The sequence below is a fragment of the Brevibacillus sp. FW301-21C12A genome, from assembly GCF_058788915.1.
Genome location: NZ_JBYTBG010000044.1, coordinates 25,127 through 36,537, shown reverse-complemented (window position 1 = coordinate 36,537; position 11,411 = coordinate 25,127). Strand labels below are relative to the sequence as shown.

The following is an 11,411-nucleotide window of genomic DNA, read 5'->3' as shown; positions in this document are numbered from 1 at the left end:
TTTTGTTCCCTAGACAACCAAATACCAAAGATTATGTGTATTTTGAATGATGGGAAAAGATTAATGCAACGCTAGTGGGCGCATCTGCAAAAAATAAATGGCGGCAATCGGTCACAAACGGGGGAGGTCGCTCGTCTTTGAGACTGAAAGGTCAAATTCGAGTGGAGAGGGAAGATGAACATGCAAGCGAGATTCAACTACCACCAAGCCAACCCCCAGGCGTACCAAGCCATGCTGCAGCTTGAAAAATTCGTGAACGAGAGCGGGCTCGACAAGAAGCTGGTCGAGCTGATTAAAATTCGCGCTTCGCAAATCAACGGCTGCGCCTTTTGTCTGGATATGCATACGCAGGATGCGCGCAAGCTCGGCGAGACGGAGCAGCGCATTTACCTGCTGAACGCCTGGCGCGAAGCCGCTGTCTATACCGATGCGGAACGTGCGGTTCTGGCCTTGACCGAGGCGGTGACGCAGATCGCGCAAAATGGCGTTTCCGATGCCATCTACGAGCAAGTGCGAAAGCATTTTGACGAGAGCCAGTACGTCGCGCTGATTATGGCGATCAACACGATCAATAGCTGGAACCGGCTTGCGATTGCAACAGGCATGTCTGCTCCATACAACCGCTAAAGCAGGCGTCTGGCTTGTCAGGTGACCACCGAAGCGAAAACGACACGTTCCCACGAAAAGGGGCGTGTCGTTTTGCTTTGCTTATGCTTTCAGCCGTGCTACACGTCCATCTCCACTTTTCGCCCCGGATAAAATTGCTTTTCTTCGGCCAGCGGATTGCCCTTGGCTGTAAGCGTCTCCGGCGTGATGCGGAAGATGGCGGTCGCGCTGCCCACGGACGAGCGGTATTTGAGCACATGTTGCAAAGGCAGCGGCTCGGAAAAGTAGCCCGGCACGTATTTGTCCAGCAGCGCCTGCATCGCCTCGCGCATTTCGGATGGCTCCTGCACGCGTTCAATCGTCCCCGCCAAAAAGACGCTCATGTACGCCGTATCCACATGGGCAGGCACAGGCGAGGCAATCGTGCCGTACTCTTCGCAGACGCTGAAGCATACCCGGCTGTTGGCGTTTATCATCTCGACCTTGCGACCGGAGTCCGCGCCGTGAAAGTAAATACAGCCGTTCCACCAGGCGAAATTGAGCGGCAACACATACGGCTCGCGCTCATTGGACAGCCCGAGATGGCCGACCTTGGCCTGCTGCAAAAACTGTGCGATCTGTTCCTGGTCCGTAATCGTGCGTTTGGAATAGCGAATCGGTATCATGTAAAGTCCTCCCGTCTGACAGCTCAACGTTTTTTGGGTGTAGCCTGATCGTAGTCGGTTTTTGACTTGGGAAAAAGGTGCAATTTTCATCAAATTGAGCAGGTCAGATGCAAAAAAACCGCCCTTTTCCCAAAAGAGCGGTTGGCGGTCTTGTCTTGCGGGCTACCCGAGCTGGCGCTTGGAGTCGAGCTTTTTGGCGAGCTGTTCCTCTCCGCGGTGAATCCAGCCGACGAAGGAGTCCCGGATATTCAATTCGTAGTCGAGATGGACAACGGCGACGAACATGTAGTGGCTTTTTCCTTGAAAACGGGAGCGGTAGCGCAGGTCAATCCATTTTACCTCGTAGCCGAAGGGGCGTTCCTTCGTTTCTACGTGAACGTGGTGCGTGAAGGCGAGGAAGGACTGGACCTTGAAGCTTTTTTTGGCAGCGGCGATCACTTCGTTTTCAGGCTTGATGGAGAAAGTGTCCAAAATCGCCACGTCGCCGGAGTGCACTTCGCCCACGTACCAGTGCTGCTCGGTTTTGGCGACAAACGTCCAGTGCGTCCAGGAAAGGGTAGGGATGATCGTGTACATGCCAGGCTTGCCGATGCGCGCGCGAACAAGCTCTGTCGTCCGCTTTTGCACCTGGCAGCGCCAGTAGTAGTACACGGCGATCACGAGGTAAATCAAGAGAAAGCTTCGCCCAGGGTGAGCGCCCGCTGCCCAGAGCATGAAGCCGACGAGATGAGCGGCAAAAATGAACGGGTCAAAAATGAAAATGGCGTTGAGGGCGACCCATTTGTCGCGAAACGGATACAAGCCCTTTGTGCCATAGGAATTGAACAAATCGACGAAGACGTGCAGGCAGACGGCCAGAAAGATCCAGCCCAGCAGATGCAGCCAGGAGGTCTGTGGCATCAATGCCTGAATGAGCCCAAAAATGGCTCCTGTCCATAAAAACAAGGCCGGTACAGAGTGAGAAACGCCCCGATGGTTGCGTATATAGGCAGCCGTGCCGCGGAGGCGGACCAACCCATCCAGATCGGGTGCTTGCGAACCGATGACCGTGCCGATCATAACGGCAGCCGCAAGCGAGGGAGAAGAAGCTACGACAGGATCGAGGTAGGCGAGCCCGGCCAATCCGAAGCCCATGGCAAAGTGTGTGGCAGTATCCATGGAATCGTTGTCTTCCTCCTTTCCTTCCAGGCTGTTGTTATTGTTTATTATAGCGTGTGAGGCGACATAATTCCCTCCTCCGCTGAAAAAAATTGTGAGCTTGTTCCCGCTTTTGCAAAAAGGGTATGATGAATAGATCAAGGAGGGACATGTCGCATGCTAACCGTGTTTATCGAATACAAGCTGCAATCGGAAAAACGCGATCAGGCTCTGCGGCTGCTCGCATCCATGGCTGAGAGCATGGAGGCGTTGGGGGCGCGCCAGTACCGCTGTATGGAAGGACTGGATCAGCCGGGCTTGTTTGTCGAAGCCTTTGAAGTTGAGACTGTGCACGAATACGAACAGATCAAGGCACACCGCTTGGCAGACCGCGCGTTTTGCGACTGTGTAGCGGGCGGAGCGGACAAGCTGCACGTTTGGGCGTTTCGTCCAGCCGCGTTACCACAATAGAAGGAGCAGACGACGAAGAAATGGCAAGGAAAAAAGAAACCGGCTTGCGGTACACTCTCCCGGAGGAATTTCACGTCTTCGGCTTTTCGCACGATTTGCTTGCCTGGTACGACTCGCAAAAGCGGGATCTGCCGTGGCGGATCAACCGCGATCCGTATCGGGTGTGGGTGTCGGAAATCATGCTGCAGCAGACAAGAGTAGAGACCGTTAAGCCTTATTATGCGAATTTCATGGAAAAATTTCCGACGGTTGTCGATTTGGCAAATGCACCAGAAGACGAAGTGTTAAAAGCATGGGAAGGACTTGGCTACTATTCCCGCGCTCGCAATCTGCAGGCGGCAGCGCGCGAGGTGACGGCCCGCTACGGAGGAGTCGTGCCGGACACGCCGGAGGAGATCGCCACTTTGAAAGGCGTAGGGCCGTACACGGCGGGGGCGATTTTAAGCATTGCCTACGAAAAGCCGGAGCCTGCTGTCGACGGGAACGTCATGCGCGTTTTTTCCCGGCTGCTGTACTTGACGGATGACATCGCGAAGCCCGCTACCCGCATCAAGATCGAGCATCTCGTGCGCCAGGTGATCCCGGAAGGCCGGGCAGGCGATTTTAACCAGGCGCTGATGGAGCTGGGGGCGATGGTCTGCCTGCCGCGCACGCCGCAGTGCCTGACCTGTCCGGTGTTTGATTACTGTATGGCGCGGCAGGAGGGTGTGCAGGAGGAGTTGCCGATCAAGGGCAAAGCGAAACCGCCACGTCCTGTCGATCTGCAAGTGGCGATCATCGAACGCGACGGCAAGGTGCTGATTAACAAACGCCCCGATCAAGGGCTGTTGGCAGGCATGTGGGAGTTTCCCATGGTGGAGACGGAGCAGCAAAAGGATGCCGCCAAAAGAGAGGCGCTCGCGCGTGGAATCAGCGAACGATTCGGAATCGACATCGAGGTTCTGGAGCCGCTCGGCGCGGTGCAGCACGTTTTTTCCCATTTGCAGTGGAACATGCAGGTCTGGTCCTGTGACTGGATCGAGGGGGGCGAGTTGCCGGGCCATGCGCGTTTTGCCGCCTGGAGCGAGCTGGATGCGTACACGTTCCCGATGGCCCACCACAAAATCCGCGAGCTGCTCGGGCAAAAAAGCAAATAAGCTGCTCACTGGCAAAAAGCTGTCGAGGGTTCTCTCGGCAGCTTTTTTCGTTGTTGCAGTTGTGGCTGCTGCGCGGTCTGTCCGTCACGCCTGTGTCGCCAATCGGCAAAAAAAGAAGATCACGCCGTATCGGGCATGATCTTCCTGAATGTGCTTGTTTGTCTTATCGGTAGAGAAATTCCGGAAACTGCATCGCAATCTGATGCTTCCGCTCTTCCCACTCAGCGATCGCTTTTTGCTGCAAATACCGTGTTTCGCGCTGCTCAGGGGTCAATTTCCGCTTCTCAATAATAATGGTGAAGAAAATCATTGGAATGTACATGAAGGTCCACCTCCCATCCCTGGTGTGTAGTGCAGTCAGCCGCCGTCTATCGCTTTGACTCCTGTAAATCTCATCATCTGACGTCTTTGTCTGTTTTTCATACAAAATCCCTCCCAATGTAAAATGTAAAACCAAAAATTAGATGCGGCTAACAAATTGTGCGGCTTCAAAAGCGTGCGCCTCGGCGCGTTCCTCCAGATAGCGGGCGCGGGCGTAAGCGGCCATGCGCTCTTCGGGTTTCACTTGTTTGCGCTCGATCTTGACAGTGAACAGCAAGAAGTTCAGTACCATGTCAAATCACCTCCTCTCAATATGGAAGAAAATGGATGGTTGTCGCCAAGAAAAAGACCACGGGCTAATGCCTGCGGTCTCTTGGCGTCACAAAGCAAACGAAAGACCACAAGCTACAACGCCCATGGTCTGGTAATTGACGAATGAGAATGCTGAAGATACGAATCCATCTACAATTCGTCGGTCCAGGAGGCGCTGTTATATGCAGTTTTGGCAACGATTAGACGATCAGTGAATGCAGGTGCAAAAGCGAGTACAGTCATCATGTTGCAGCCTCCTTCCTTCGAGTAGTAGTGTCGTAAAACGTAACCTTAGAATATGGCATTTTTTTCTTGTTGTAAAGCACTTTTTACCTAAATTCTGAAGAAAGTTAATTCTGAAAATAATAAAATATAATAAAAAGTAAAAGGATGTGCGATTATTGGTTTAGCCAGCTTGATATAGCGGGTAAGTATATCAGACAACGAGACTATGCGAAAAGGTGATGAAGTCGGATGAAAATGCCAAGATTGACCGTTCGAGCCAAGCTGATTGCTTCGTTCTCCCTCATCTTGATTGTTCCCGTGCTCACTCTTGGTTTGCTCTCTTATCAGAGTGCCAAGGATCGGCTGGAGGAACAACTGTTGATGACGGCCGCCGAGAACGTTCGCTTGGTGGACGAGCTGTTGGACCGTACACTGGAGGCGCAATCCCGCGATTTGGAGCTGATCGCTTCCGAGATCGGGAAAGAAGAACTGACGGAGCAGATGAGAAGCTCTGCCCGTAAAAAGCTGCAAACCTTCCACAAACTGCATCCGGACATTGGCGAGGTCTACATCGGCGAGGAAAATGGCAAGATGCTGACGGCGACAGACGCCAAGCTGTCTGCCGATTACGATCCGCGCAAACGCCCCTGGTACCAGGCGGCAATGGCCGAGCCTGACAAGACGATCATTACGGACCCGTACATTGATGCAATTACAGGGAATGTAGTTGTAGGTTTGGCCAAAGCTTTGTCTGACCGTTCGGGCGTGCTTGGAATCGACATTCAGTTGACCGCGCTCAACGAAACCGTGAAACAAGCGAAAATCGGCAGCAAAGGATACATGTCTATTTTCGATGCAAACCGCAAGCTGCTCATCCATCCGACCGGAACGCCAGGCGCTGACGCGACACAGCCGTGGGTGGAAGACCTTTACGCCCAAACCGAAGGGAAGTTTGGCTTTACGGATGAAGGAAATGACGCGAAGGCGACTTTTGTCACCAACGAGCAAACAGGCTGGAAACTGATGGGCGTCATGTACCGCACCGAAGCAGAGGTTGCGGCCAGCCCGATCTTTTACAGAACATTGCTGGTCGTCGCGATTACGATCGTCATTGGAGCGGGAATCGTGTACAGCATTTTGCGCTCGTTGCTGCGTCCGTTGCAACAGTTGACAGATGCGGCGGAAAAAATGAGCCAGGGCGACGTGACCCAGCAGGTGGAAGTCAAAAGCGACGACGAGTTGGGCGTGCTGGCGAAAACATTCAACCATATGGCTGAATCGCTCCGTTCCTTGCTTTACTCCGTAAACGATTCTGTCCAGCAACTGGCGGCATCCGCAGAGGAACTCTCGGCAAGCGCAGACCAGACGAGCAAGGCGACCGAGCAGATTGCGACGACGATGCAGGACATGGCGACAGGCACACAGGCACAGAGCAGCAAGTATCGCATACGCAAAAGAGTACCGCAGCCGTCGAGCAAATGTCGCAGCGGATCAGCCAAATCGCCAACTACACGGCGGAAGTGTCCGACACGGCAAAGCAGACTGCAACCGTTGCGGCGGAAGGAAACCGCTCCGTCCAATCGGCAGTGCAGCAAATGACCGCCTCCAGCGAATCAATCCTGAGTCTGGCAAAAGTCGTGGACAATCTCGGAGTGCGCTCGCAAGAAATCGGAAAAATTGTCGATGTCATTACCGCCATTGCTAGCCAGACCAATTTGCTCGCGTTGAACGCAGCCATCGAAGCGGCGCGGGCGGGCGAGTCCGGCCGCGGATTTGCGGTAGTAGCAGACGAGGTGCGAAAGCTGGCCGAGCAGTCATCGGCGTCGGCCGAGCAGATCAGCCATTTGATTGCGGCGATCCAGCAGGAGACAGACAATGCCGTTGACGTCATGGAAAAGAGCAAGCGGGAAGTGACGGAAGGGATTGACAAAGTGTACGAGGCTGGGCGTTCGTTTGAGCAAATCCAGTCTGCGGTCGATGATGTGGCGCTGAAAATTGGCCGAGTCTCCCAGGCTTCGCAAGATATTTCCGAGCAGACCCAGTTGGTCGTCGAGCTAATCAACCATATTTCCGATGTGACCTTGAAAGCTTCGGACGGCACGCAGAGCGTATCCGCAGCAGCAGAGGAGCAGCTCGCTTCCATGGAAGAGATCGCGTCCTCCGCAATGTCACTGGAGCGATTGGCAGAAGATCTCCAGGAGCAGATCGGCAAATTCAAGATTTAAAAGCAAAAACCCGGTGCAGCAGACAGCCTCGTCTGTTTGGCAGCCGGTTTTTTTTGCGAAGTGCGATCAGTCGTAAATCGGCTTGGAAGCATGATCCCAGCCTCCGCTGTCGCCGCCGACCGGACCGCGTGATTCCAGCTCGCGAATCACTTTTACATGCAGCGAAGCGCCCTCTGCACTCAAATAAGGGGCGAGCTGCGAAAACGAATCGTGGTAGTGCAACAGCTCGTTGAGTTCCCACTGTGCCAGCGGGACCATGGTCAACTCGGACAAGTCGCGTCCTATGTACATCGCTTCGTTCCTCCTTTGTCTGTAGCCGCTCGGCTGGCTTTTGGCGTGTTTAGTATGGCTGTTTGCGGCATGGCTTTAGTCAGAGGAGATTTTTGCTCGCGGTAGCAAAAGCAGGAGTGGAGTTGTATAATGAAAAAGTGATTTTGACTTATTAGTACCTGCTGTTAATAGTTGGTGAGTAGGGGGCATTGCTTTTATGAATACGACAAAAAAAGTGGCATTGGTGACTGGCGGGACGCGCGGCATCGGCAAGGCGATTGCGCTGCAGTTGGCCGAACAGGGCTACGATCTGGTCTTGAACTATTTGCGCAACCGTTCCGCAGCGCGCGAAGCGGCTGCTGAGCTGGAAGCAAAAGGAGCGCGCGTGCACCTGGTCAAAGCAAACGTAGGTGACGTAGCGAAAATCAAGGAACTGTTCGCGGAGATCGACCAGGAATTTGGTCGTCTGGACGTGTTGATCAACAACGCGGCTTCCGGCGTTTTGCGCCCGTTGATGGAACTGGAAGAGAGCCATTGGGACTGGACGATGGAAATTAACAGCAAAGCGCTGTTGTTCTGTGCGCAAGAAGCGGCAAAACTAATGATTAAAGGCGGCAATGGCGGGAAGATCGTCAGCCTCTCCAGCCTTGGCTCCATCCGCGTGCTGGACAACTACACGGCGGTTGGCGTATCCAAAGCGGCTGTAGAAGCGATCACGCGCTACCTGGCTGTCGAGCTGGCACCGCACAATATCGTTGTCAATGCAGTTTCCGGCGGCGCTGTGGACACCGATGCGCTCAAGCACTTCCCGAATCGCGAAGAACTGCTCGGCAGCTCCGCGCAACGCACGCCGGCAGGGCGGATTGTAGAGCCGGAAGACCTGGCGAATGCCGTGATGTTTTTGGTTTCGGACAAGGCCTGGATGGTGCGCGGACAAACCTTGATTGTCGACGGCGGCATTTCCCTTTTGACCTAGTTTGTGCTTTTGCGGTGACCAGGAGTTGGCGACTTTGACGTCTCACTACACAAGACAAAGTTGTCCATGTGTTGTACAATAGAGGAAGAAGGTTACGAAGGAGGCAACGTATGCTGATTCGTCCGTTTCGGCTCGGTGACTATTCGGCTATCACAAGTATCTGGCAACAGACGGGTTTGGACCAATCGGACACGGAGTCGTTGAACGATTTGGCCCAACAGTTGGCATGGGACAGCGATTTGGTTATGGTTGCGGAAAAAGACGGCAGAGTTGTTGGGGTCGTGGTCGGCACGATCGACGGAGCGCGCGCCTATTTTTACCGGCTGGCTGTTCTCCCCGAGATGCAAGGTTCCGGCATTGGCCGCGAACTCGTGTCTGCCATCGAAAAGCGCTTCAAACAACGAGGCGTCAACAACGTCCTGATTATGGTCAATCAGGCGAATCCGGAAGTCCTTCCGTTTTACCTTTCGCTTGGCTACGAAGTACAAAAATTTGTTACGCTTTCCAAAAAGCTCTCTTCCTAAAGGAGGCTTGTCCCCATTCAAATAGAGAAGAGAAGAAAGGGGAGAGTCATGTCACCAACTCCGGGCTCCAATATCCGCATTGAAAGCTATAAACACGATCATTCGCTGCACCGCATATGGGACAAATCCACGCTGATTCACACCAGTGATGCGGTGGTGATTGGGGGAAACGATCGGGTCAAGGTGACAGAAGCAGACGGGCGGGAGTGGCGCACGCGTGAGCCGGCCATTTGTACTTTTGGTCGGGGCCAGTGGTTCAATACCATTGCTATGATTCGCGACGACGGCATCTACTATTACTGCAACATTGGTTCGCCCTTCAGCATGAAGGGTCAGCTTCTTAGCTACATAGACTATGATCTCGATGTAAAGGTGTTTCCCGACATGACGTATTCGATTCTCGATGAAGAGGAGTTTCTGTTGCACAGCAAACAGATGAACTACCCTCCGTTTGTCGTGGAAAAAGTACAGACAGCGCTGCGAGAAGTGCTGGACTGGGTAAGCGCGCGCCGCGGCCCTTTTCAGAACGGCTTTGTTCAACGCTGGTACGAGCGGTATCTTTTAGTGCGAGACGATGAGGAATAATCCCTTTCCCGTAAATCCGGGGGAGGGATTTCCTTGTACTGTCCTAAACTTGAAAAAGGCGAAGCACGATCACATACGTGCAAATTTGGCTGTGCCTGAACGAATCGGGCACAGCCAAGTTTCTATGTAAGGGAGGTATGCTGGTTGAGCATACGCCGCTATTTGGCATATGTCATGCCCTATTGGAAACAAATATTGGGGACCATATTCATAGGCATCATCAAATTTTCCATTCCGCTTGCTCTGCCGCTTCTCATCAAATACGTGATTGACGATCTGCTGCCAAGCCCGATTCCCCGCGAGGAAAAGCTGACGCAACTGTTCTGGCTGATGCTCGCCGCGTTTTTGGTGTTTACGGTGGTGCGTGCGCCTGTCGAGTACATTCGCCAATATTACGCGCAGTGGGTGTCCAGCAAAATTTTGTTTGACATTCGCAATCAGCTTTATGCCCATTTGCAGCGGCTCTCGATGCGCTACTACAACAACACGAAGACGGGCGAGGTCATTTCCCGGGTCATTAACGACGTGGAGTCCACGAAAAGCTTTGTGGAGACGGGCCTGATGAATTTGTGGCTCGATCTGATTACGATCGGCCTGACGCTGTTGATTATGTTTTCCATGGACGTCGAGCTGACGCTTGTCGCCATCGTCGTCTTTCCGTTGTACAGTTTTTCCGTCAAATACTTTTACAAAAAACTGCGCCAGTTGACGAGGGAGCGCTCTGCCGCGCTGGCCCGGCTGCAAGGATACTTGTACGAGCGCGTGAACGGCATGGCGCTGATCCGCAGCTTTGCGCTGGAGAGCCACGAGAGCAAAGGATTTGCCAAGGAAAACAACCAGTTTCTGGACAAGGCGCTGGAGCATACGCGCTGGAACGCGCGGACGTTTTCCGTCGTCAATACGGTCACCGATATCGCGCCGCTTTTCGTCATCGCCTACGCGGGCTATCAGGTGATCGGCGGCAGCATGAGCGTAGGGACGCTGGTGGCGTTTTACGCCTATTTGGAGCGTCTGTACACGCCGTTGCGGCGTCTGGTCAACTCCAGCACCGTTTTGACGCAAGCGATCGCCTCGATGGACCGGATGTTCGAGTTTCTCGACGAGTCCTACGACATCGTGGACAGTCCCCACGCGAGCGAGCTGCCTGTTGATCCTGCGACGGGGCGCATCCGGGGAGAAATTCGCTTTGAGCACGTTTCGTTCCGCTACCGGGAAGACGGGCCGCTCGTTTTGCAGGACGTGAACCTGACAATTAAACCAGGCGAGACCGTGGCGATCGTCGGGATGTCCGGCGGCGGAAAATCGTCTCTGATTAGCCTGTTGCCGCGTTTTTGGGATGTGACAGAAGGGCGGATTACGATAGATGGCATCGACATTCGCGAGCTGAAGCAGCAAAACTTGCGCCATCATATCGGCTTGGTGCAGCAGGATAATATTTTGTTTAGTGAATCTGCCAAAATCAATATCCTGATGGGGAATCCGGCGGCGGATCAGCAGGCTGTCGAGGAAGCGGCGCGCGCGGCCAACGCGCATGATTTTATCAGCGAGCTGCCCCAAGGCTACGACACCGAGCTGGGCGAGCGCGGCGTGAAGCTGTCCGGGGGTCAAAAGCAGCGAATTGCCATCGCGCGGGTTTTCTTGCGCAATCCGGGCATTCTCATTTTGGACGAGGCGACCTCTGCCCTTGATCTGGAGTCGGAGCACATGATTCAGGAGTCGCTGGCTCGCCTGACCAAAGGCCGGACGACGCTGATCGTGGCGCATCGCCTGTCTACGATCACGCATGCGGACAAGATCGTGGTCATGCGCGAGGGGCAAATTGTCGAGCAAGGCAAGCACGAGGAGCTGCTTGCGCAAAAAGGAGTGTACCATAGCCTGTGGAGCGTCCAGGATTTTGGAACAGCGTCTGAGACAGGCGCAAAGTGATTGATTGACCAGGGGGGAATGGAGGGAGTTAG

Annotated in this window: 14 protein-coding genes; 9 read left to right on the top strand and 5 right to left on the bottom strand. The window is 53.9% G+C overall.

The window, feature by feature from the left end:
- The first annotated feature begins 180 nt into the window (after window positions 1-180).
- Window positions 181-627: a carboxymuconolactone decarboxylase family protein gene (locus AC3WQH_RS21110; RefSeq protein WP_492332234.1), complete on the top strand. Its 447-nt coding sequence runs from the start codon at window positions 181-183 to the stop codon at window positions 625-627.
- Window positions 628-725: 98 nt separating this feature from the next.
- On the opposite strand, the gene AC3WQH_RS21105 is transcribed toward AC3WQH_RS21110, so the two are convergent.
- Together AC3WQH_RS21105 and AC3WQH_RS21100 are read right to left on the bottom strand one after the other, a co-directional pair.
- Entirely contained in the window at window positions 726-1,271 is a 546-nt protein-coding gene (locus AC3WQH_RS21105; RefSeq protein WP_005827675.1) for a pyridoxamine 5'-phosphate oxidase family protein, read from the bottom strand.
- Window positions 1,272-1,433: 162 nt separating this feature from the next.
- Window positions 1,434-2,429: a metal-dependent hydrolase gene (locus AC3WQH_RS21100; protein WP_005827677.1), complete on the bottom strand. Its 996-nt coding sequence runs from the start codon at window positions 2,427-2,429 to the stop codon at window positions 1,434-1,436.
- 156 nt (window positions 2,430-2,585) lie between these two features.
- Here AC3WQH_RS21100 and AC3WQH_RS21095 point away from each other — a divergent pair, with 156 nt between their 5' ends.
- Both AC3WQH_RS21095 and mutY read left to right on the top strand, forming a co-directional pair.
- Entirely contained in the window at window positions 2,586-2,879 is a 294-nt protein-coding gene (locus AC3WQH_RS21095; RefSeq protein WP_005827679.1) for an MFS transporter, read from the top strand.
- A gap of 20 nt (window positions 2,880-2,899) precedes the next feature.
- Window positions 2,900-4,015 carry an A/G-specific adenine glycosylase gene (gene mutY, locus AC3WQH_RS21090; protein ID WP_005827681.1) on the top strand — a complete coding sequence of 372 codons (1,116 nt, stop codon included), beginning with the start codon at window positions 2,900-2,902 and terminating at the stop codon, window positions 4,013-4,015.
- 163 nt (window positions 4,016-4,178) lie between these two features.
- On the opposite strand, the gene AC3WQH_RS21085 is transcribed toward mutY, so the two are convergent.
- A complete protein-coding gene (locus tag AC3WQH_RS21085) occupies window positions 4,179-4,337 on the bottom strand; it encodes a hypothetical protein (RefSeq protein ID WP_005827682.1) in 159 nt (52 codons plus the stop codon).
- A 138-nt stretch (window positions 4,338-4,475) separates the two neighbouring features.
- Complete coding sequence (locus AC3WQH_RS21080) at window positions 4,476-4,628, bottom strand: hypothetical protein (RefSeq protein WP_005827684.1); 153 nt, start codon at window positions 4,626-4,628, stop codon at window positions 4,476-4,478.
- A gap of 494 nt (window positions 4,629-5,122) precedes the next feature.
- On the opposite strand from AC3WQH_RS21080, the gene AC3WQH_RS21075 reads away from it, so the two are divergent.
- A complete protein-coding gene (locus AC3WQH_RS21075) occupies window positions 5,123-6,472 on the top strand; it encodes a methyl-accepting chemotaxis protein (RefSeq protein WP_005827686.1) in 1,350 nt (449 codons plus the stop codon).
- Window positions 6,394-7,098 (top strand): methyl-accepting chemotaxis protein, encoded by a 705-nt coding sequence (locus tag AC3WQH_RS21070; RefSeq protein ID WP_241764805.1) that lies wholly within the window; start codon window positions 6,394-6,396, stop codon window positions 7,096-7,098. The genes AC3WQH_RS21075 and AC3WQH_RS21070 overlap by 79 nt, the downstream gene beginning before the upstream one ends.
- A gap of 66 nt (window positions 7,099-7,164) precedes the next feature.
- Here the strand turns inward: AC3WQH_RS21070 and yfhS are convergent, their stop codons facing one another.
- Entirely contained in the window at window positions 7,165-7,389 is a 225-nt protein-coding gene (gene yfhS, locus AC3WQH_RS21065) for a mother cell protein YfhS (RefSeq protein ID WP_005827690.1), read from the bottom strand.
- A 196-nt stretch (window positions 7,390-7,585) separates the two neighbouring features.
- On the opposite strand from yfhS, the gene fabL reads away from it, so the two are divergent.
- The 4 genes from fabL to AC3WQH_RS21045 all read left to right on the top strand — a co-directional run bounded on the left by fabL (window position 7,586) and on the right by AC3WQH_RS21045 (window position 11,379).
- Complete coding sequence (gene fabL / locus AC3WQH_RS21060) at window positions 7,586-8,344, top strand: enoyl-[acyl-carrier-protein] reductase FabL (protein ID WP_005827692.1); 759 nt, start codon at window positions 7,586-7,588, stop codon at window positions 8,342-8,344.
- A 110-nt stretch (window positions 8,345-8,454) separates the two neighbouring features.
- Window positions 8,455-8,868 carry a GNAT family N-acetyltransferase gene (locus tag AC3WQH_RS21055; RefSeq protein WP_005827693.1) on the top strand — a complete coding sequence of 138 codons (414 nt, stop codon included), beginning with the start codon at window positions 8,455-8,457 and terminating at the stop codon, window positions 8,866-8,868.
- Window positions 8,869-8,916: 48 nt separating this feature from the next.
- Window positions 8,917-9,453 carry a DUF402 domain-containing protein gene (locus tag AC3WQH_RS21050; protein ID WP_005827695.1) on the top strand — a complete coding sequence of 179 codons (537 nt, stop codon included), beginning with the start codon at window positions 8,917-8,919 and terminating at the stop codon, window positions 9,451-9,453.
- Between the two features lie 144 nt (window positions 9,454-9,597).
- Window positions 9,598-11,379, top strand: a complete 1,782-nt coding sequence (locus AC3WQH_RS21045; protein WP_005827697.1) for an ABC transporter ATP-binding protein — start codon at window positions 9,598-9,600, stop codon at window positions 11,377-11,379.
- The last annotated feature ends 32 nt before the right edge of the window (window positions 11,380-11,411 follow it).